Source organism: Ruegeria sp. CL3 (assembly GCF_056536505.1).
Map to the genome: position 1 here is coordinate 183,138 of NZ_JBQFPT010000008.1, position 20,351 is coordinate 203,488.

Here is a 20,351-nt window from a genome sequence, read left to right on the forward strand (position 1 = left end):
ACGACCTTGCCATGGTCCCTTCGATGGGATTTGCTCGATACGTTTCTGGCTCATTGGTTCGGGCCGGTACGGGTGAAGGGTGTTTTTCTGACATGACGCGGATTTGTCGTTTTCTGGTTTTGGCTTCCTGCGTCGTGATCGCGTCGACTGTGTTTTCTACGGTGGCGCAGGCGCAAAGCGCGTCGAACCTTGCGCCGTCCACCTTTCAACCTCAAAACCAACGCAGCACCGGACCTGTGACCGTAGCGCGCGATCCGGGCGCGCCGGTGCCCGAAGGCGCAGACAGGCTGTTTGTGACCGTTGGTCAGGTGCGGATCGAAGATGGTCTGCCTCAGATGGAGGCGGCAAATGCGGCTTTCATTGAACGCCTTACTGGCAAGCGCGTGGCCGTGTCCGAAATTTTCGCCGCCACCAACCGATTGGAAAGCGCCTATACCAACGCGGGTTTTGTCCTTAGCCGGGTGGTCCTGCCTCAGCAGACCCTGCGAGATGGGGGCACGTTGCGCATCGTCGTGATCGATGGCTTCATCGAACGCATTGATGCCGAAAAAGTGCCTCAGCAGGCGCGTGAGCGGGTGGTGATGATTACCAAACCTCTGATCGGCAAACGGGGCGTCAAGCTGCAACAGATTGAGCGCGCGCTTTTGCTGGCCGGGGATACGTTTGGCGTGCGATTGGCCTCGACCCTGTCGGCGGGCGATGCGCGGGGCGGTACCATTCTGACGCTGGATGGTGAGTTCAAAGAGATCACCGGCTCTTACGGCTTTGACAATACGCTGTCGGACGAGCTTGGGCCGGGCAACCTGAACCTCGGCCTTGAGGTCAACGGCGCGCTGGAGATGGGAGAGACCTTCTATTTCCGCGTTGGCGGTTCGCCCAAACGGTTCTTCTCAAGCGATGCGCAGTACCGGATTGCGGCAGCAGGGGCGGTCTTTCCGATCGGATACGACGGGATGACGTTCAACGCCGAATACACGCTCAGCGAGGCGCAGCCGGACGCAGAACTGGTGCCAAATACCAGTAAATTCGAACGCTTTTCCTTGCGGCTCTACTATCCTTGGGTGCGCTCGCGGCGTCACAATTTGTCGTCGCAGCTGATCCTGGACCGGATCAGCGACTCGCAGGATCTGATTGCCAGCTCAGGGTCGCTGCCGGTCTATGACGATGACCTCAGCGTCTTGCGGGCCACGCTGGATGCAAGCTGGACCTATGACAATGGCTCGTTTCTTTCTGCCGGGGCTGTTCTGTCACGCGGGCTGGATGCGTTCGGGGCCAGTGCCTCGGTCGGGGCGGGGGATACGCCCTTGTCACGGCAAGGCGCCAGTGCGCAATTCACCAAGCTTGTGCTGTCGGCGCAGTATCAGCGTCCGTTGAATGCCAATTGGTCGGTGAATGTGAATGGCCGGATTCAATCCAGCTTTGGCGATCCGCTGGTCACGTCGGAACAGTTCAGTGTTGCCAGCTCCAGCGAGTTGTCGGCCTTTGACGCGGGCGACCTGCGCGGGGACAACGGCTGGGTCGCAAGGGCCGAGCTTGGCCGGTCGCAGCAGACGCAGATTGCCGGCTTTCCGATCCTTTTCAAGCCCTATGTTTTTGGGGCCTACGGCGTGTTAGGTTTGGAACAACCCACTGTTCTGGAACAAGGCACAACCCGGGCATATGCCTACGGTCTGGGCTTTGATGTGTTTACGATTGAGGACTCGACCTATCGGTCCGGGTCAGTACGAGTGGAATATGGGAGGGGGGAACGTGATGACCTCGGAGAAGATGGAAACCGTTTCAGCATCACTGCCAGCCGCCGCTTCTGATGGCAGCGCAGCCATGACAGTTTCACGCCGCATTCTTTTGTCGGCCTCGGCGGTGCTGTGGGGGACGACCGCGCTGGCGCAATCCCTCCCGACCGGAGGGACGGTGGCTGCGGGTGATGTTGCGATCAGCCAACCCAGCGGTACTCAGTTGAACATCACGCAGGGGTCGAATGCGGCCATCGTGAATTGGAACGGGTTTTCGATTGGCCCCGGCTCGACCGTGAATATCAATCAGCCGGGCGCGCAAAGCGTGATTCTGAACCGGGTGACGGGTAACACGACTAGTCAGATCCATGGTCAGTTGAACGCCAACGGACAGGTGCATCTGGTCAACCCGAACGGCATTTTCATCGGCCCGAATGGCCATGTGAATAGTGGGGGCTTTGTGGCCTCGACCCTGAACATCTCGGACGACGACTTTCTGAACGGCCGCTATCACTATAACGGCAACGGAGCCTCAGCCGGGGTCGAGAATGCGGGCACGATTCAGGTTGTTCCCGGCGGCTATGCGGCCTTGATCGGCGGCAAAGTGTCGAACGCGGGTGTGATCCGAGTGCCGATGGGCAAAGTGGGGCTGGGCGCGGGAGAGCAGGTTACGCTCGACGTGTCCGGTGATGGGTTTCTACAAGTTGCGGTTCCTTCGAACAGTGATGACGCTGCGATGGAGGCTCTGGTCACCAATTCAGGCCGGATCGAGGCGGATGGCGGAGTCGTTCACCTCAAGGCTGCCAGCGCTCGTGATGCGGCGCGCCGGGTCGTGAATATGTCTGGAGTGATCGAGGCGCGCTCGGTCGGTGGCGTGTCCGGAGCAGTTGTTCTGGGCGGCAGCGGCGGTGCCGTGCAGGTGTCGGGCCGCATTGATACCTCGGCACGGGTTACGTTGGTCGAGGCCTCTCCGCGCCCGGTGGCCCGCGATCAGAACGGTGGGTCGATCACGATTACCGGTGAAGCCATCGAACTGGCCGGAGCGGCCCTGAGCGCTGACGGTGCAGGCACAGGACAGGGCGGAGAGATCCGCGTTGGCGGTGACCTGCAAGGGGGCGGCGATCTGCAACGGGCCAGCACCACGCTGGTCGACAGCGCAACGGTAATCAGCGCCAATGGCGGAGATCAGGGTAATGGCGGCCTGATCATCGTCTGGTCGGACGACTATACATCTTTCTCGGGCTTCAACTCGGCCCGTGGGGGCGATCTGGCCGGTGATGGTGGTTTCGTCGAAGTATCGGGCAAACTGGCGCTCAACTATGAGGGTCTGACCGATACGCGGGCACCGTTTGGTGCATATGGCACGCTGCTGCTGGACCCCACGAATATTACGGTTTCCGACACGGCAACGGGTCCTGGTTCAGTCACGCCTGGTACAATTGAAACGAACCTTGGCTTCGGCAACGTCACTTTGACGACCGCAGGAAGCGGCACTCTGCAGCCGGATGGAGACCCTATCGACCTTGGTGGCGATGACTCACAGGTAGGCACCATCACCGTCGACGACCCGATCACGTGGGGTAACGGCTCTAGGCTAACGCTGCTTGCCAATGATTCGATCACAATCAACGCGGCGATCACCGCGACAAGCGGCGAGTTAGAACTGAACGCCGCCACAACGATTGGTACCGGCGCAGGTGGTACAATAAACGTCGATACCTTTACGCTTACGAATGGTGCCTGGTCACAGGTAAGTTCCACGCTCCCGAGTTTCTCAGCGGGCACGCTCGATATTGCGTCCGGCGCAACATTCACCCGTGCACTCGGTGGCACTGGCGCCGCCGGGTCGCCATTTCTGCTAACGGATGTGTTTGGCCTTCAAGGCATTTCGGACGGCAACAACTACGCCCTGGCCAATTCTATCAGTGCCGCGCCACTCAGTTCTTTCGATCCAATCGACTATGCGGGTGGTACACTTGAAGGCAACGGATTTTCGATTAACGGCCTCACCATTTCGACCAGTTCGTTCGGCGGACTGTTCAACAATCTTGACGGCAACGTTCAAAACCTGCGCATCAATGGGGCCAGCGTTTCCTCTGGAGGCGGCGGTATCTTAGCAGGAACAAATGGCGGCACGATTTCCGGCGTTTCGGTATCCGGTAGCTTTAGCAGTAGTGACGAACAGGCCGGTGGTCTTGTAGGTTTCAACGATGGCACAATCATAGACAGTTTCTCGACAGCTAGCGTTACCGTCGCCACGACCGAGGCCAACCTGGTTGTCGCGGGCGGTCTGGTCGGCGAAAACAACGGAACCATCACTCGGTCTCACGCTACAGGAACCGTCAGTGGCTCTACGGCGGGCGATTTCTCCGTTGGTGGCCTGGTGGGTGACAACAACGGCCTTGTTCAGGATTCCTATGCAACCGGAAGTGTTTCAGGCACCAACCAGAGTTCAGCGCCCGGAGACTCGGCAACCCTGGGAGGACTCGTAGGCTTCAACAATGGCGGCACAGTTGCCCGCAGCTATTCAACTGGCGGAGCGAGTTTTTCCGGCCCCAACATACCCACACTCGGTGGGTTAGTCGGTTCAAACTCTGGATCTGTTTCAGGTTCCTTCTGGAATACCGATACCTCCGGTCTGGCTACTAGCGCCGGAGGCACAGCACTCACCACAGCACAGCTTCAGGATACGGTCGGGTTCTTTAACCTTGCGTCGGCTCAAGGGTGGGACTTTACCAATACGTGGGCGCCTGGAGCGAGCGGGTCAGAAGGCGGGACAAACCCACTGCACTACACGACCTCACCGGTCCTGTTCGTGGTGCCTGACACACTTCTCATCCCCGAAGGTGAGGCTGAAACGACGACAGGCACGGGCACAATTTCTGGTGGCCCGTCTGTCTTTCGGTTCGGGCCGTCGGGTGACTCGCTGGATACGTCGCCGATCTTTGAGACTTTGACGTTTGCCAGCACCGAAAACGGGACCACGACTTATACCGTGGATACAAGTTCCCTCCTGAGTATCTCGGAGGTGTTCTATACCGTTTCTGCGCTGCCTGGCACGGCAATCATCGGGAACACGGTCATTCCGACCCCGCCGACCCCAACCATTGAGATTACCCCGACCGTGGATACGACCATCACTGGCGGCGGAGGTGGCGGCGGTGGTACCACGACCACAACGACAACCGAAGCAGAAGCGGCGCTTGGTACGGTCGAGAATGCGTCGCAGGATTTTGACGAGGTCATCTCTTCCTGTGCGGAACAGGGCAATAATGTCAGCGCCTATCTGGCCTGTATCGCCGATGCGATGGACGAATACGCCTCGGACCTCGATGCGATCGTGCAGGGTTTACCGCCGGGTCTGGAATCCGTTGGTGATATCATCCGTGGCGCAAGTGCTGGTATTCGCGCGGCGGGCGAAGATGCCAACCGCCGTCTGGCACTTGCCACCACTGCCGAGGAGCGGGAGACGATCCGCCGCGAGGCTGTGCAGGAAGCGCGCCGTCAGATCCGTCAGGCGCAGCGCGAAATCCGCAAGGCGATCACATTGATACGAGCAACCGACCCCGAGCTTGTCAGTATCCAGAACCAGCAGGTAGATACAATCGTGGCAGCTGTTGGTCAGGCCGAGATTGGCCTGTCGCGCGCCATCGGTCTTTAACCCCATGGAGGCTCTGCGCCCATGTTCCTGATCCGTCTTTGTGCGGCCATGCTTTTGACCCTGTTCAGCGCGCTCGCGGCGCTGGCCGACAAACGCGTGGCGCTGATCATTGGGAACTCGGACTACCAGACGGTCGGGGCGCTCGACAATCCGATCAACGATGCCTCGGATCTGGCCATCGCGCTTGAGGGGCTGGGGTTCGACGTGTTCCTGGGCACCAATCTGACACGGAATGAAATGCTGTCTCTGGCTGAATCCTATGGCGCGACGGCTGCGGATTCTGATGTCTCGCTGCTGTTTTATGCAGGCCACGGGTTTCAGGTGGACGGGCGCAACTATCTGGTTCCGGTCGATGCTAATCTGACCAGTGCCGCGGATATTCCGGAGCAGACCGTGGCTATGGAGGAGTTTGTCTCACGGATGGAGCGGTCCGACGGCATTCGATTGGTGTTTCTGGACGCGTGCCGCGACAACCCGTTCGAAGATGGTGTGCTGAGCGTTGACGAAGGGCTGGCCCGTGTCGGCAGCGCCGCCGATTTCCTATTCGCATACGCCACGCAGCCCGACAACGTGGCCTTCGACGGCACCGGGCGGAACAGTTTTTTCACCGAAGCACTTCTAAGCCATATTTACACGCCGGGTCAGGATATCTCGGACCTGCTGATATCGGTCCGTAAGGATGTGCTGGCTGCGACTGGGGGGCGGCAGATCCCGTGGGACAATTCCTCGCTGACGCGGCAATTCCGGTTTGACAACAGCCCGGTGACAGCATCCGAAGAGACCTTGCTGTGGCAGGTGGCGGCCAATGCGCAGGATGCCTCTCTGATGCAGCTCTATATTGACCGCTACCCACAGGGCGCGCATGCCACTGAGGTTTTTGCGTTTCTGGATGAGGCCGGGCAGGGCGGCACCCAGACCCGTGCGCTGAGCGTCGAAGACCAGGACGAACAGGCCGAGCGTCTTTGGAAACTGGCTCAACGCAGCCGGATGCGGCCTCTGCTGGAGTTTTACCTAGAGCAATACCCCGATGGCAGCCATGCCGCACAGGCGCAGCGGCTAATCGCCTCGATCCCGCGGCCCGAGGACAGCACACCGGGTGGCATTTGTGAGCGGCTCGCGACCCATCCCCGCGACCGCACAGCCAGTATCACGGGCGTTCCGTTCAGCCGGTTGCAGGAAAATGCGCTGACGGCCATTCAGGCGTGCAGCGCGGCGGCGGCCCAGTCGCCTAAGCTGTCGCACTATGTGGCGCTACTGGCGCGCGCGACGATTGCTGCGGGGGATGTGGAGCGTGCCGTGACCCTCTACAAACAGGCTGCTGCCGAAGGGGATTTGCGGGCGATGGTGTCTTTGGCGCAACTGCATGAAAGCGGCACCGGCGTCCCTCAGGACATGGGGACAGCGCTGGACTTGTATGAGCGCGCGGCGGCAGGGGGCAGCGCCGATGCCATGATCAACCTCGCCGTCACCCTGTTTGAAGGCCAGATCGTTCCTAAAGACGACGCGCGCGCCGTCGCGCTTTTGCAGCAAGCCGCTGACGGTGGGTCGGCCAAGGCGACCTTCAATCTTGGGGTGCTGGCGCAAGATGGTGCTGCCGGCGAACCCGAGCAGGCATTGGGCTACTTCCAGAAGGCAGCGCGTGATGGTGAATATCAGGGCTATCTGGCAGCAGCGATCCTTCTGGATGAAGGGCGCGGCGTGCCTCGTGACCCGCTCGAGGCCGCGCGGATGCTTCTGCGCGGAGCTGCCGAGGACAACGGAGCGATCCTCCATCAGCTATCCCTCGCCTCAGACCAATGGTCGCGCGACACCCTGATGGAGGTTCAACGGCTGTTGCAAAAGGCAGGCTATTACAACAGCACCATCGACGGTGTGCCGGGGCCGAATTTCATTTCGGCCCTGCGGCAATGGCGCAGTGGTGGGTTCGACCCGATCATTCTGGCTGAGAACTGAGTTTAGTTGACGGGCACAAACTCAATCCGCCGATTGCGGCGCTTGCCGTCTGCGGTGTCATTCGACACAACCGGGCGGCTTTCACCATAACCAACCGTCAATAGACGTTCCGGAGCGATGCCCTGATCGACCAGATAGGTGTTGACCGCCTGCGCACGACGTTCGCTGAGAACACGGTTGGCCTCATCCGAACCATCGCTGTCCGTGTGTCCGCCGATCTCGATCTTCAGGTCCGGGCAACGGTCGACAATGTCATGTAGATTACTCAGCAGCGGAATCGAGTCATTGGTCAGCCGCGCACTGCCCGAGTTAAAGTAGATATTGCCGGTGCGCGACAAAATCTCCATCCGCCCCTCACAGGCCTCACGATCCAGATCACCCTTGGTTTCCAGCGCGGCCGCGCCCGGTGTGGCCGAGGCGACCTCAAGCTGAGGCGGCGTGCCGGGTTGGGCGCGGTCGAACACGAACCCGAAGCTGACAAAGCCAAAGGGCAGGATATCAACACCGGCGGCTTCTTCGAGCTTGCCGCGTCCTTCCTCAAGATTGAAGTCGGGCAGGGCAATCGCAATCGGCGTCGTATTGGCCACAGCCACGCGGTCATTGTCGACCAGAGTGATGGCTACCTGCGCCACGCTGTCCTTTTTCACCCCATGCAGGGATAGGCTATAGGGCAGGTCGATGATCTTGTGCCGGGTCTGGTGCAGATCGACCAGTTGTTCAGGCGGCAATTGGGCGGTGATCACAGCCTCGGGGAAGTTGAAGGTTTCGAAAAACAGGAACCGCATGCGCACGTTGCGCAGGTCAATCTTGGTATCAACGCTGTCCATCTGAACCCGGATATCGGCGCCACCTTCGGGGCTGATCACGCCCGTCAGGGTTGCAAAGCCGCTGTTTTCGGCAATCGCGTTCTTTTTGACCGACAGAAACTGCAGTTCCGAGGCTTCGGCGTCCAGTTTCCAGCCATGCTCAAAAGGATCGGCGCTTTGACCCCACGCCGTGTTTGCAAATACCAGTGCTGTCATCGCAAAAGCATTTCGCATCAAGTTTAAACGCGGCATGTGTGAACCTCTTCCTAGTCTTGATACTTTAATTGGGATATTTCAGGCCACGGCCATAAGAAAGCCAAAAAACAATATCAGAATATTTCGGGGCTGAGTGGTGCCCAAGGGGTCACGGACCATGAGACCAGAAAAAGGCAAAGAACCAAAGGTGCAACGCGTACTTAGAACCCTAATTGCGATGATCGCAATGCTCTGGACCGGTTCGGCTTGGGCCGAGCCGCGAATCGCGCTGGTGGTTGGAAACTCCGACTACGGTTCAGTCTCGGCCCTGGACAATCCAATCAACGATGCGCGGCTGATGGCGGAGAAGCTGACCGCGCTCGGGTTCGAGGTGCGGCATCTGTCCGACAGCACCCAGATTGAAATGAAGCGCGCCATTGCCCAGTTCGGGCGAGACCTGCGCAAGGGCGGCGAAACCGCCGTGGGCCTGTTTTACTATGCGGGTCACGGGGTGCAGTCTTTCGGTTCGAACTATCTGTTGCCCGTGGATGTGTCGCTGTCTGATCCGGCCGATCTGGACCTGATGGCGGTTGAGGCGCGTTCGGTCCTGCATCAGATGGCCTCGGCCAACAACAAGACGAATATCGTCATCCTGGATGCTTGCCGGAACAACCCGTTCGAGGATCTGGCAGATATGGATGACAATGGTCTGGCAGAGATGAAAGCTCCGACCGGTACTTTTCTCGCCTATGCCACCGATCCCGGCGGCGTTGCGTTGGATGGCGAAACCGGCAACAGCCCGTTCACGCTGAGCCTTGCGCAACATATCGACACGCCCGGCATGGCGATCGAGCAATTGTTCAAGAAGGTGCGCGTTGATGTTCTCAGCGAAACGCGGGGGCTGCAAACGCCTTGGGATACCTCGTCCTTGACGCAGGATTTCGCCTTTGCACGTGCGAATGAAACACTGATCGCGAAACCGGAGCAAACCGAAGAAGAACAGTGGCAGGAAGCCGTGAACAGCCGTGACCCGGTGAAGATCATGCTGTTTCAGCGGGCCTATCCAGACAGTATTCATGCATCGCAGTCCAATGATCTGCTGCAGACGATTTTGGCCGAGTCCTTTGGAACTCTGCCCACGCCCACGCCATCGCAAGAGGCTCCTGAAGCGACCGAGACGGACCGTCTGATGTATGAACTGGCGCAGGTCGACGATTCGATCCATTCCTATGAAGTCTATCTTCACAGCTTTCCGAGTGGCGCATTTGCCGATCAGGCGGTCGAACGTCTGGCGGCTCTGCAGTTGGAAAGCGAGACCGTGACTCGCAAGGCCGAAGCCAATGTCGAGGCGCCCGAGGCGCAGAACTCGGGAAGTATTGATGCCGGAGCAGCGGTCACCATGAAATCTATCCTGACGTTCGGCAACACCCATGTCAGGGGTAAGTCGATAGAAGAACTGGTCGCAGGCTCGCCTCAGTTCCCGCCGATTGACGGGCTGCCGGATGAGTTGTGGAAAGATCAGAATTGTTCGAGTTGCCACCAGTGGACGCATGAGGCCCTGTGCGATCAGGCTCAGACCTATGTCAAACGCCCAGCGGCAGGCAACGTGGCCAAGCAGCATCCGTTTGGCGGTGGTTTGAAGGTCAACCTGCGCCGGTGGGCGATGGGCGGTTGTCAGGGATAAGTCTGCCTTAAGGTTTAGATCAGCGACCGGGCTTGGTTGCGCGCCCATTTGGTCGAATTTTCCAATGCAAGTCGGGAAAGCTAGTGATCCAAATGGAAAACCCCTTGTGAGTGGTCGGAAATAGCCGAAGAATGCGGGTATGAAGCCCAAACCTGTCACATCCGAACCTGATGATGAGGCCGAAGATCTCGGGCCGCGCAGCATCTATGATGGTGACCCGGAGGATGAGGATGATCTGTGGTTTCTCCCCCCCGAGGATGACTCGCCACAGGATGATTTCCTGACCCCTGGCCCTCGGGCAGATCAGCGGCAATTGTTCGATCCCAGAGAGTGGCAGGCCGCGCAATCCGGGTTGTCGTATGAGCTTGCGGATTTGGCGGTGACCTTTGGCGCGCTGGATGAGCGGCTGCGGGCGGGGCCGGAAGGGTGGACCCATCGTCTGGCCTTGCTGGATGTATCCGATCTGGGCTGGTGGACCGGTGACCGGATCAGTGTCGAACGTTTGGCGCTTTGGACGAGTCTGCGGATCGGCGCGACCGGTGATGATGTGCAGTCCCTGTATCGGGCAGGTTGGGCGGTGCGCCGCCTGTCATCAGGTGCGGCACCTTCCCATGATGGCTGGGAGGCCGGGCTGACCGCCTTTCTGGACCGAATGGCGCAAGGGATCGAAGAGGTGCCGGAGGCCATTGCAGACCTGTCGGACGTGATGCGCAGCGTCGAGGCGCTGCACCCCGTCACGCAGGCCGCAATCGCCTTTCATGCATGGCGGGCCGTGTCCCAAGGACCCGGTCAGGATACGGAGGCGGCTGTCCTTGCGGCGCGGCATGCGGCCTCGATGGGGCGGGGCGGGGCGCTCTTCATGCCGCTGGCGCTGTCCGGGCCGGGCGCGCTGCGTGGTGTTGGGTCGCCCGAGGAAAAACTGGCCGCCTGGATTGGCGGGGCAGGACAGGCGGCCCTCGCAGCCTTGTTGCATCTGGACCGGATCAACGTGTGGGAGGCGCGGGCGAAGGAGGCAACAGCCGACCTCAGCGGTCGAACGCCGCCGTTGCTGATTGAAGCGCTGCGCGCCTGGCCTATGGTATCTGCTCCTCTGGCTGAGGAACTGACCCAGGCCTCGCGCGCTGCGGTACAGCGCAACATCGACCGCTTTAGCCGCCGCGGTTTGATCCGAGAAGTCACCGGTCAGGGGCGTTACCGCGTTTGGACGGCAGCGCTGTAGTCCAGCAACCAGTCGCGAAACAGGCGGGCCGGTCGGCGCAAATCTGTACGAGAGGGATAGATCAGGTGATAGGCCTCTTGCCCGCTGACCTGCAGGTCAGGTAAGCAGGACACCAGTCCTGAGCCCTCTATAATACGGTCGGATGCGGGCGCGCGGGCCAATGCTATCCCAAGCCCGCTGGCGGACAGCTCGGCCGCCATGATCGAGTTGTCGGCAAAGAAGAACCGGGCCTGCCCTGTCGGCAAACGCAACGCTTCGAACCAATAGAGCCAACTGGCTCGGTGGGTCGATACTTCGATCAGGGTGAATTGCAGCAGGTCCTGCGGTGTGTGGATCTGTGCGGCGATCTCGGGCGGGGCGACGGGAAATAGAACCTCGCGGAGCAGTTCGTCTCCTTCTGTGCCAAACAGCGCAGGGTTGCCAAACACGATCTGTAGATCGGTGAACTGGTTGGTGAAATCCGAATTCGCATTGCCGGTGGTCAGCGAAAGATTGAGATGAGGTTGCGTGGCCTGAAACGCGGGAAGGCCTTTGGCCAAGACACCATGGGCAAACAACAAAACCGACTGAACGTATAACCTCTGTTCACGCGTCTCACCGAAAAGGCCGGTGGTGGCTGTTTCCAGCATCAGCAGCGATTGCTGGACTGAGGGCAGATAGGCACGTCCTGCTTCCGTCAGCGTGACTGCATGGGCATGGCGGTGAAACAGAGGCGTGCCCAACCGAGTCTCAAGCGCCTTGACCTGTTGGCTGACGGCGGCTGGCGACATGTTCAGCTGCGATGCTGCGCGGGAAAAGCTCTCTGTACGGGCGGCTGCTTCGAACACGCGTAGCCAATTGAGGGATGGGATGCGGGGCAACATGTAGCGCAGGCTAAGCTAGACTTATCCTGACAGGCAAGAGGTTTGGTTTTGACCTGTCTCTCCTCGCGGATACCCTTTGCGCACACGGCAAATAGGTGACCCAATGGCGACGACTCTAACGCAGCAACAATCCGACCAGTATTGGGAGGATGGCTATCTCTTTCCCCTCTCTGTCTTTTCCGAAGGTGAGGCTGCCGGTTTCCGGACCGAGCTGGAACAGATTGAGAGCGACTGGCTGGATGCGGATTTGCCCTTGCCCTTGAACACCTACAAAAGGGTCAATGCGCATCTGGTCATGCCACTGGCGACGCGCATCGCGCAGGATCCCCGCGTTCTGAATGTGGTTGAGGGCGTTCTGGGCCCTGATATCCTGATCTGGTCGGCCGAGTTTTTCATCAAGGAGGCCAACACCGTGCAAACGGTTGGTATGCATCAGGACCTCACCTATTGGGGCATGGGGGAAACGCCGGATCAGGTCACGGCCTGGATCGCTCTGTCCCCGGCGACGGTAAGTAGCGGGTGTATGGATTTCGTGCGCGCCAGCCACAAGAACCCGATCTTGCCGCATACCGATACATATTCGGAAACGAACCTGTTGTCCCGCGGGCAAGAGGTGGCCGTCGAAGTTGCCGAGACGGACAAGACCCACATCGAACTCGCGCCCGGTCAGATGTCGCTGCATCACGGGCTGACGATCCACGGTTCAGGGCCGAACCAGTCCGAGGACCGGCGGATCGGGTTGGCTATCCGCTATCTCAGTCCCGGAGCACAACAGCTGGTGGCGGATCGGGACTATGCACTGCTGGCGAGAGGCTCGGACAAACACAGCAATTTCGTGCCGGTTCAAGCACCTACAGAATTGTTCTCATCCGACGCATTAGCAACGTATGAGCAAGTGCGGCGGGATCAGAGCAAAGCACTGGCCGAAGGGGCAGACGCGTCGGTTCCGCTTTATGCGGGTTGAGACGGGCGGTTAACGCCCGACCCCCACATAAGTTTCAAAACCTGCTTTTTCGACACTGTCCTGAGAGTAGACGTTGCGCAGATCCACCATGCGCGGCGTCTTCATCGCACCGCCAAGTTCGCTTAGGTTCAAGGCGCGAAATTCGTTCCATTCGGTAAGAAGAACAACGACGTCGGCATCTTTGGCCGCTTCGTATGGGTCGTCAAACCAATCCACGCCGGGCAGCAGCGCCTCGCCCTCAGCACGGCCTTGTGGGTCGACCACGCGTACTTTGGCCCCACCACCGATGAGGGCCGGAATGATGGTCAGGGACGGGGCGTCGCGCATATCGTCGGTGTTAGGTTTGAATGTCACCCCCAGCACGGTCACGGTCTTGCGGTTGAAACTGTCTTCGCAAGCGTCGCGGATCTTGTCGATCATTCGCTTTTTCACACCGTCATTGACGCGGATCACGGCCTCGGTGATCTGCATCGGATGCGCGTGTTCCTGTCCGATCCGGGCCAGAGCTGCGGTGTCCTTCGGAAAGCACGATCCGCCATAGCCGGGGCCGGCATGCAGGAATTTATTGCCGATCCGACCATCCAGCCCAATCCCGCGCGACACCTCTTTGACGTCGGCGCCCACTTTCTCGCACAGGCCGGCGATCTCGTTGATGAAGGTGATCTTCGTCGCGAGGAAGGCGTTGGCGGCGTATTTGATCATCTCGGCGCTTTCCAGATCGGTGGTCAGGATCGGGAAATCTCGCAGGTAGAGCGGGCGGTAGATCTCGGCCATCACCTCGGCAGCGCGGTCGTTTTCCACGCCGACAACAACTCGGTCAGGGCGCATGAAGTCGTCGATCGCGGCCCCTTCGCGCAGGAATTCCGGGTTCGAGGCAACATCGAACTGCGCGTTTGGGTTTGCGGTAGTGACGACCTGCTGCACCTTGCGATTGGTGCCGACGGGTACGGTGGATTTTGTCACGATCACCGCATAGTCGGTCAATGCATTAGCGATCTCTTCCGCTGCTGCCATCACATAGGTCAGATCGGCGTGACCATCCCCGCGTCGTGTCGGTGTGCCGACTGCGATGAAAATCGCATCCGCTCCGTCCACGGCGTCTTGCAGGTTGGTCGTAAAACTCAGCCGCCCGGCGGCCACATTCTTGGCCATGAGGGTGTCCAGCCCCGGCTCATAAATCGGAACCTCACCGGCTTGCAGCAACTGGATTTTATGCTCGGACGTATCGACGCAGATCACATCATGGCCGAAATCCGAAAAACACACTCCTGACACCAAACCCACATAGCCGGTGCCTATCATCGCAATACGCAAGCTCGAATTCCTTTTTTGTCTCGGCCGAAATGCGCCTGCACAATCAAAGAAATCGTGGTCAGGTGCAATGCCAGATTGTCGCCTTGGGTTGCATTCCATACGCTCTTACTGTTTTTGAGACTTCGAACAGAAGCATTTGTGGAAACGAGGCACAGTTATGACCAAAACGGCATTGATCACCGGCATTACCGGTCAGGACGGATCGTATCTGGCCGAGTTCCTTCTGGAAAAAGGCTATGAGGTGCATGGGATCAAGCGGCGTGCCTCCTCGTTCAACACGCAGCGGATCGACCATATCTATCAGGACCCACACGAGCCGAACCCCAAGCTGCATCTGCACTATGGTGATCTGAGCGACACGTCCAATCTGACGCGTATTATCCAGCAGGTTCAGCCTGATGAGGTCTATAACCTTGGGGCCCAATCGCATGTGGCGGTTAGCTTCGAGTCCCCCGAATACACGGCTGATGTGGATGCGATTGGGACGCTGCGCCTGCTCGAGGCGATCCGGTTTCTGGGACTGGAGGAGAAGTGCCGCTTTTATCAGGCCTCCACGTCCGAGCTTTATGGGCTGGTGCAGGAAACGCCTCAACGCGAGACCACGCCGTTCCACCCGCGCTCGCCCTATGCGGTCGCCAAGCTCTATTCCTATTGGATCACGGTCAACTATCGTGAGGCCTACGGGATGTATGCCTGCAACGGCATCCTGTTCAACCACGAAAGCCCGCGCCGGGGTGAGACCTTCGTGACCCGTAAAATCACGCGCGGCCTGGCGAATATTGCGCAGGGCCTCGAAGATTGCCTGCATATGGGCAATATCGACAGCCTACGGGACTGGGGCCATGCCAAGGATTATGTCCGCATGCAGTGGCTGATGCTGCAGCAGGACGCGCCCGAGGATTTCGTGATCGCGACTGGGGTGCAATATTCCGTGCGTCAGTTCATCGAATGGTCCGCCGCCGAGCTGGGTGTGACGCTTGAATTCACTGGTGAAGGTGTTGATGAAATTGCAACCGTCAAAGCGGTAGAGGGCGACAACGCTCCGGCACTGAAACCCGGGGACGTCGTGATGCGGATCAACCCCCGCTATTTCCGCCCGGCTGAGGTGGACACCCTGTTGGGTGATCCGTCCAAAGCCAAACAGAAACTGGGCTGGGTGCCGGAGTTGACGGTACAGGACATGTGCGAAGAGATGGTGCGCGAAGACCTCAAAACAGCGCAGCGCCACGCACTGCTGAAGCAACACGGCTACGAGATGCCCGTGAGCTTGGAAAACGGCTGAGGAACCGACCATGCGGAAAATTTACGTAGCAGGGCACCGCGGCATGGTTGGTGGTGCCATCCTGCGCAAATTGCAGGACCGGCAGGCCGCAGGCAAGGCCCTGAGCCTCATCACCCGCACGCATTCCGAACTGGATTTGACCGATCAAGCCGCGGTGCGCGCTTTCATGCGGGCTGAGAAGCCCGATGTGGTTGTGCTGGCTGCGGCCAAGGTCGGTGGCATTCATGCCAACAATACCTTCCCGGCCGATTTCATTTACAAAAACCTGATGATCGAATGCAACGTGATCAATCAGGCATTTGAGGCCGGAGTCAAACACCTACTACAACTTGGAAGCTCGTGCATCTATCCGCGCGCGGCTGAACAACCGATGCGCGAAGACGCTCTGCTGACGGGTATTCTGGAACCCACCAACGAACCTTACGCGGTGGCTAAGATCGCCGGGATCAAGCTGTGCGAAAGTTATAACCGGCAGCACGGTGTTGACTATCGCTCGGTCATGCCGACCAACCTCTATGGTCCGGGCGACAATTTCCATCCTGAAAACAGCCATGTGCTGCCCGCACTGATCCGCCGTTTCCACGAAGCGCAGCGGGACGGTTTGGACGAGGTGATGATCTGGGGTACCGGCAAACCCCGCCGTGAATTCCTGCACGTGGATGACATGGCCGAGGCGTCTCTATTCGTGCTGGACCTTCCGCGTGACGTCTACGAGGCGAACACGCAGCCGATGCTCAGCCATATCAACGTCGGGTGCGGGTCTGACATCTCGATTGCCGAGCTTGCGGCGCTGGTGGCGAAGGTCACGGGCTTCAAGGGGCGGATCACGCAGGATACCTCAAAACCCGACGGGACCCTGCGCAAGTTGATGGATGTGTCACGTCTAGCGGATATGGGATGGACGGCCTCGATCGGGCTTGAGGACGGTATTCGCGAAACCTACGCTTGGTTTCTCGAACAGTCTCAGGGCGATCTTCGCGCGAAATAGAAGCCCGAACCCCAAGGCCCGGGCCCCATTTTACCTCAGAACCAACGTCCAATCGCGGCAAGAGACGGCGCTAGGGTTGTTGCATCTGATGTGGTGGAAAGCACCTTGAAAACGGCCTGGCTGGTCGAGGGTTCGTCGGCCCCGATGAACCGCCCCGCGCTGCCACCGCTGCCACTGACAGACGGGGTCGCCGCGAAAACGACCGGGAAGGTCCACGTCTCCGTGTTGCTAGCGAAAAGCGCGCCTTCAGCAATGTTACAACCTGTGGCGGTCAGGGTTGCGGTACAAATCTGAGTGCCATCGGCGAAACGGACATAGTCGCCCGTTGTGGTGCTGCCGCGTTCGATCACTGCACCCGTCGGAGCGCCTGCGTTTTCCGACACCGACCCCAGCAGATTGCCGGGCCCGTACCCATAGTCAGCCCGCATCAAGCGTCCGGCCGTTGTATCCGTGGGGCTGTTTTGAACGGCGGCGCCGCTGGCGATACCCGTGGCGGGATCAAGGCGCAGGGCGTCTGTCCAACTGCCGCCGTCCGGTGACACCTTGATCGAAAACCCGGTGCTGCCGGAAAGGCCCATCTCGGCGTGACCCGTCCAGTTGGATTGAAACAGCAGCGACGCGGTTTCGCCAGAGGCGGACTTGTTGATCTTCAGCTGATGGCCTCCGCCCTCATGGCTCAGCAAAGTTGCAGGGCCACGAACGGATAGGCGGTTGGTGCTGTCATAGCCGGTGGCAACGCCTATACCGGGCAAGTTCGTGGTCTCGACCGGAGGGGTGATCCACGCGCTACCGTCCCACAGTTTCACCTGCCCATCCGCCTGATCCCAAGCGCGCCAGCCCGTCTGTGGGGCTAGGAAGTGCCAGGCGGCATCAATCCAGGCGGCCAATTCCCCTGCGTGACCGTCCCAATCTCCGGTCGGGTTCGCGCTCAGCCCATGAATCTCACCCTGTTCCGGGGCGACGGGTGGATTTGTGCTGCTGGTCGACACAACGCTCAGCTGCACCACGAGGTCCAACTGGCGCAGGGCCTCGTTGTGAGTGACATGTTTCTGCGCTTGAGACGGCTGCAAAAACGGCAGGTTCAATCGGGGTGAGGTCTGAGACACGGGCGTCCTCCTTAGGCTGTCGGTCCGACATTTCGTTGCGCGCTACCCTGCCGCAGGGCGCATGAAATCTATCTGACCGCAGCGAACGCCCGGAGGTTTTTCCATTTACCTTTTTGTCTGAACCTAGTGCAAGAACCTGAATTAAACAGTTTAACTGCGTGAATAGATATCCTCGTAGCGGATGATGTCATCCTCACCCAGATACGTGCCTGTCTGGACCTCGATCAGAACCATGGGCACTTTGCCGGGGTTTTCCATCCGATGGACCGCACCCAGAGGAATGTAGACAGACTGGTTTTCAGAAACCAGACGCTCTTCCTCGTCGATTGTGACCTTGGCAGTGCCTTCCACCACGATCCAGTGTTCGGACCGATGGTGATGCGATTGTAGGCTGAGCGCCGCGCCGGGATGGACGTGGATGCGCTTGACCTGAAACCGGTCGCCGATCACCAGGCTTTCGAACCAGCCCCAAGGGCGGTGGTCCACTGGCAGGGATTCGGCCTGCTTCGCGCCTTTGGTCTTCAGCGCGGTCACGGCCTTTTTGACGTCCTGCGCCTTGTCCATGCTGGCGACCAGAACTGCGTCGGGCATGGCGACGGCGATCACGTCTTGCAGACCCAGCGCAACAACTTCCTGCGCCGGAGATTCCGAGCGGACCAGCACGTTTTGACAGTCAATCGCCGTGACTTCACCAGAGGTCGCGACGCCATCTGCGTCGGGATGGGTCAACTCTTGCACTGCGGACCAACTGCCAACATCCGACCACCCGGCCGCATAGGGCACAACGCTCAGGTTGTCCGCTTTCTCCATCACGGCATAGTCGATCGAGATATCTTCGACCTGAGACCATGCCTCGGCATCCAGTCTGAGGAAGCCAAGGTCACTTTTGGCGTTTTCGACAGCGTTTTTGACAGGACTCATCAGGGCAGGGGCGTGCTGCTCGAACGCGGTGATGATGTCGCGAACGGCGAACAGGAAGATGCCCGAGTTCCACAGATAGCTGCCATCGGCCAGCATGGATTCGGCTGTTTCAAGGTCGGGTTTTTCAACGAACCGATCCAGAGAGACCGCACGGATTTCGGGCGTTTGGCTCAGTTTCAGGTAGCCATAGCCGGTTTCCGGCCGATCCGGGGTGATACCGAAGGTCAGCAGATCACCACGCTCGGCAATCGCACTTAAACCTTCGGTGACGGCGTCGTGAAATGCGTTGGAATCGGGCACCACGTGGTCAGATGGGGCGACCAACATAACCGCATCCGGGTCGATTTCATTCAGGAACAAGGCTGCGGCCAGAACGGCGGGCGCGGTGTTGCGTCCTTCGGGTTCGATCAGAACCGGGCCGGGGTCTATGCCGATCTCAGTCAATTGCTCCGGCACGACGAACCGAAACGCCTCATTCGTAAGGACTAAAGGTTTGGCGTAAGGCGCAGCTTCAGGCCCACGCATTCTGAGGGCGCAATCCTGCAGCAGGCTGTTTTCGCCGAGCAAGGGCACGAACTGCTTGGGATAGCTTTTCCGCGAGAGCGGCCACAAACGGGTTCCAGAACCCCCGCACAGAATTACTGGGTATACGGTTGTCATGATCGCGCAGCGTCTTTCATTTGCGTGTCTTACCGCCCCTTTACTGGGCAGCTTTCTCAGCCGAGACAAGGTCGTGCAGATACGCGCTAAGGTCATCGCGCAGATCATCGCGGGCCAAGGCAAATGCGACGGTTGCTTGCAGGAACCCAGCTTTAGATCCGCAATCAAAGCGTTGACCGTCAAATTTGTAACCAAAGACAGGAACACCGTTGCGGATATCTTCGGCGATGGCGTCGGTCAGCTGGATCTCTCCGCCGCTGCCCTTCTTCTTTTGGTTCAAGTTGTACAGAACCGACGGCCCAAGCACATAGCGTCCGATGACTGCGAGGTTGGAAGGCGCGTCCTCAGGCTTGGGTTTTTCGACCATGCCGCGCGTACGCACGACCGTCCCCACATTGTCACCCACATCCAACACCCCGTAAGAGCTGGTTTGTTCTGGCGGAACCTCCATCGCGGCAACCATATTGCCGCCGGTTTCTTCATAAGCTTCGATCATCTGCTGCAAACAGGGCTTGTCGGCGGCGATGACGTCATCGGGCAGCATGACGGCGAAAGGCTCATCCCCGATCAGGCGGCGCGCGCACCAGACCGCGTGGCCAAGCCCAAGCGCCTTGTGCTGGCGGATATAGGCGATCGCGCCGCTTTCCATGTTTGTCGCATTGAGCGTATCCAGCAGCTTGTCCTTGCCTTTGGCTTTCAGCTCTTGTTCCAGAACGAGGTTATGGTCGAAATAATCCTCAAGTGCAGATTTCCCGCGGGACGTGACAAATATGAACTCGGTGATCCCAGCGGCTCGGGCTTCGTCGATGGCGTACTGGACCAGAGGGCGGTCAACCAGCGTCATGATTTCTTTCGGGACGGATTTCGTCGCGGGCAAAAAGCGTGTTCCAAGTCCTGCTACGGGGAAAATCGCCTTGGTGACCTTGCGTGTCATAGTGCCTCTCAATCTAGTTGCCCCTCTTGGTCGAAACCAATCGGGTTATTCCTCTTAGGCTTTGGGGC

14 protein-coding genes are annotated in these 20,351 nt (G+C 59.3%); 8 read left to right on the top strand and 6 right to left on the bottom strand.

All coding sequences use genetic code 11. From position 1 onward, the window contains the following. The first annotated feature begins 23 nt into the window (after nucleotides 1–23). The 3 genes from ACR0NO_RS13850 to ACR0NO_RS13860 are packed head-to-tail and all read left to right on the top strand — an operon-like array spanning nucleotide 24 to nucleotide 7,347. Nucleotides 24–1,808 carry a ShlB/FhaC/HecB family hemolysin secretion/activation protein gene (locus tag ACR0NO_RS13850; protein WP_480724352.1) on the top strand — a complete coding sequence of 595 codons (1,785 nt, stop codon included), beginning with the start codon at nucleotides 24–26 and terminating at the stop codon, nucleotides 1,806–1,808. Then, nucleotides 1,753–5,394, top strand: coding sequence for a two-partner secretion domain-containing protein (locus ACR0NO_RS13855; RefSeq protein ID WP_480724353.1), 3,642 nt, complete (start codon nucleotides 1,753–1,755; stop codon nucleotides 5,392–5,394). The genes ACR0NO_RS13850 and ACR0NO_RS13855 overlap by 56 nt, the downstream gene beginning before the upstream one ends. Nucleotides 5,395–5,415: 21 nt before the next feature. Beyond that, nucleotides 5,416–7,347 carry a caspase family protein gene (locus ACR0NO_RS13860; RefSeq protein ID WP_480724354.1) on the top strand — a complete coding sequence of 644 codons (1,932 nt, stop codon included), beginning with the start codon at nucleotides 5,416–5,418 and terminating at the stop codon, nucleotides 7,345–7,347. Between the two features lie 2 nt (nucleotides 7,348–7,349). Here ACR0NO_RS13860 and ACR0NO_RS13865 read toward each other — a convergent pair whose 3' ends face one another. Continuing rightward, nucleotides 7,350–8,405: an OmpA family protein gene (locus tag ACR0NO_RS13865; protein ID WP_480724355.1), complete on the bottom strand. Its 1,056-nt coding sequence runs from the start codon at nucleotides 8,403–8,405 to the stop codon at nucleotides 7,350–7,352. A gap of 121 nt (nucleotides 8,406–8,526) precedes the next feature. Here ACR0NO_RS13865 and ACR0NO_RS13870 point away from each other — a divergent pair, with 121 nt between their 5' ends. Both ACR0NO_RS13870 and ACR0NO_RS13875 read left to right on the top strand, forming a co-directional pair. Next, on the top strand, nucleotides 8,527–10,032 hold the full coding sequence (locus ACR0NO_RS13870; protein WP_480724356.1) for a caspase family protein: 1,506 nt from the start codon (nucleotides 8,527–8,529) through the stop codon (nucleotides 10,030–10,032). Nucleotides 10,033–10,171: 139 nt separating this feature from the next. Then, a complete protein-coding gene (locus ACR0NO_RS13875) occupies nucleotides 10,172–11,251 on the top strand; it encodes a helix-turn-helix domain-containing protein (RefSeq protein ID WP_480724357.1) in 1,080 nt (359 codons plus the stop codon). Here ACR0NO_RS13875 and ACR0NO_RS13880 read toward each other — a convergent pair. Beyond that, on the bottom strand, nucleotides 11,224–12,114 hold the full coding sequence (locus ACR0NO_RS13880) for a LysR family transcriptional regulator (protein WP_480724358.1): 891 nt from the start codon (nucleotides 12,112–12,114) through the stop codon (nucleotides 11,224–11,226). The genes ACR0NO_RS13875 and ACR0NO_RS13880 overlap by 28 nt on opposite strands. A gap of 103 nt (nucleotides 12,115–12,217) precedes the next feature. Between ACR0NO_RS13880 and ACR0NO_RS13885 the strand changes: the two genes are divergently transcribed. Continuing rightward, entirely contained in the window at nucleotides 12,218–13,078 is an 861-nt protein-coding gene (locus ACR0NO_RS13885; protein WP_170767539.1) for a phytanoyl-CoA dioxygenase family protein, read from the top strand. A 9-nt stretch (nucleotides 13,079–13,087) separates the two neighbouring features. On the opposite strand, the gene ACR0NO_RS13890 is transcribed toward ACR0NO_RS13885, so the two are convergent. Continuing rightward, nucleotides 13,088–14,392, bottom strand: coding sequence for a UDP-glucose dehydrogenase family protein (locus tag ACR0NO_RS13890; protein WP_480724359.1), 1,305 nt, complete (start codon nucleotides 14,390–14,392; stop codon nucleotides 13,088–13,090). A 157-nt stretch (nucleotides 14,393–14,549) separates the two neighbouring features. Between ACR0NO_RS13890 and gmd the strand changes: the two genes are divergently transcribed. Both gmd and fcl read left to right on the top strand, forming a co-directional pair. Beyond that, nucleotides 14,550–15,674, top strand: a complete 1,125-nt coding sequence (gene gmd / locus ACR0NO_RS13895) for a GDP-mannose 4,6-dehydratase (RefSeq protein ID WP_170675829.1) — start codon at nucleotides 14,550–14,552, stop codon at nucleotides 15,672–15,674. A 10-nt stretch (nucleotides 15,675–15,684) separates the two neighbouring features. Next, nucleotides 15,685–16,662 (top strand): GDP-L-fucose synthase, encoded by a 978-nt coding sequence (fcl, locus tag ACR0NO_RS13900; RefSeq protein WP_480724360.1) that lies wholly within the window; start codon nucleotides 15,685–15,687, stop codon nucleotides 16,660–16,662. A 35-nt stretch (nucleotides 16,663–16,697) separates the two neighbouring features. On the opposite strand, the gene ACR0NO_RS13905 is transcribed toward fcl, so the two are convergent. The 3 genes from ACR0NO_RS13905 to galU all read right to left on the bottom strand — a co-directional run bounded on the left by ACR0NO_RS13905 (nucleotide 16,698) and on the right by galU (nucleotide 20,283). Further along, nucleotides 16,698–17,768, bottom strand: a complete 1,071-nt coding sequence (locus tag ACR0NO_RS13905; RefSeq protein WP_480724361.1) for a DUF2793 domain-containing protein — start codon at nucleotides 17,766–17,768, stop codon at nucleotides 16,698–16,700. 150 nt (nucleotides 17,769–17,918) lie between these two features. Continuing rightward, nucleotides 17,919–19,349 carry a mannose-1-phosphate guanylyltransferase/mannose-6-phosphate isomerase gene (locus tag ACR0NO_RS13910; protein ID WP_480724362.1) on the bottom strand — a complete coding sequence of 477 codons (1,431 nt, stop codon included), beginning with the start codon at nucleotides 19,347–19,349 and terminating at the stop codon, nucleotides 17,919–17,921. Between the two features lie 40 nt (nucleotides 19,350–19,389). Beyond that, nucleotides 19,390–20,283, bottom strand: coding sequence for a UTP--glucose-1-phosphate uridylyltransferase GalU (galU, locus tag ACR0NO_RS13915; protein WP_170643338.1), 894 nt, complete (start codon nucleotides 20,281–20,283; stop codon nucleotides 19,390–19,392). Between the last annotated feature and the right edge of the window lie 68 nt (nucleotides 20,284–20,351).

Coding starts and splice junctions, on each gene's coding strand:
- ACR0NO_RS13880 (WP_480724358.1), bottom strand. CDS start 12,114: ATGTTGCCCCGCATCCCATCCCTCAATTGGCTACGCGTGTTCGAAGCA.
- ACR0NO_RS13885 (WP_170767539.1), top strand. CDS start 12,218: ATGGCGACGACTCTAACGCAGCAACAATCCGACCAGTATTGGGAGGAT.
- fcl (WP_480724360.1), top strand. CDS start 15,685: ATGCGGAAAATTTACGTAGCAGGGCACCGCGGCATGGTTGGTGGTGCC.
- ACR0NO_RS13850 (WP_480724352.1), top strand. CDS start 24: ATGGGATTTGCTCGATACGTTTCTGGCTCATTGGTTCGGGCCGGTACG.
- gmd (WP_170675829.1), top strand. CDS start 14,550: ATGACCAAAACGGCATTGATCACCGGCATTACCGGTCAGGACGGATCG.
- ACR0NO_RS13875 (WP_480724357.1), top strand. CDS start 10,172: ATGAAGCCCAAACCTGTCACATCCGAACCTGATGATGAGGCCGAAGAT.
- ACR0NO_RS13860 (WP_480724354.1), top strand. CDS start 5,416: ATGTTCCTGATCCGTCTTTGTGCGGCCATGCTTTTGACCCTGTTCAGC.
- galU (WP_170643338.1), bottom strand. CDS start 20,283: ATGACACGCAAGGTCACCAAGGCGATTTTCCCCGTAGCAGGACTTGGA.
- ACR0NO_RS13855 (WP_480724353.1), top strand. CDS start 1,753: ATGACCTCGGAGAAGATGGAAACCGTTTCAGCATCACTGCCAGCCGCC.
- ACR0NO_RS13870 (WP_480724356.1), top strand. CDS start 8,527: ATGAGACCAGAAAAAGGCAAAGAACCAAAGGTGCAACGCGTACTTAGA.
- ACR0NO_RS13865 (WP_480724355.1), bottom strand. CDS start 8,405: ATGCCGCGTTTAAACTTGATGCGAAATGCTTTTGCGATGACAGCACTG.
- ACR0NO_RS13910 (WP_480724362.1), bottom strand. CDS start 19,349: ATGACAACCGTATACCCAGTAATTCTGTGCGGGGGTTCTGGAACCCGT.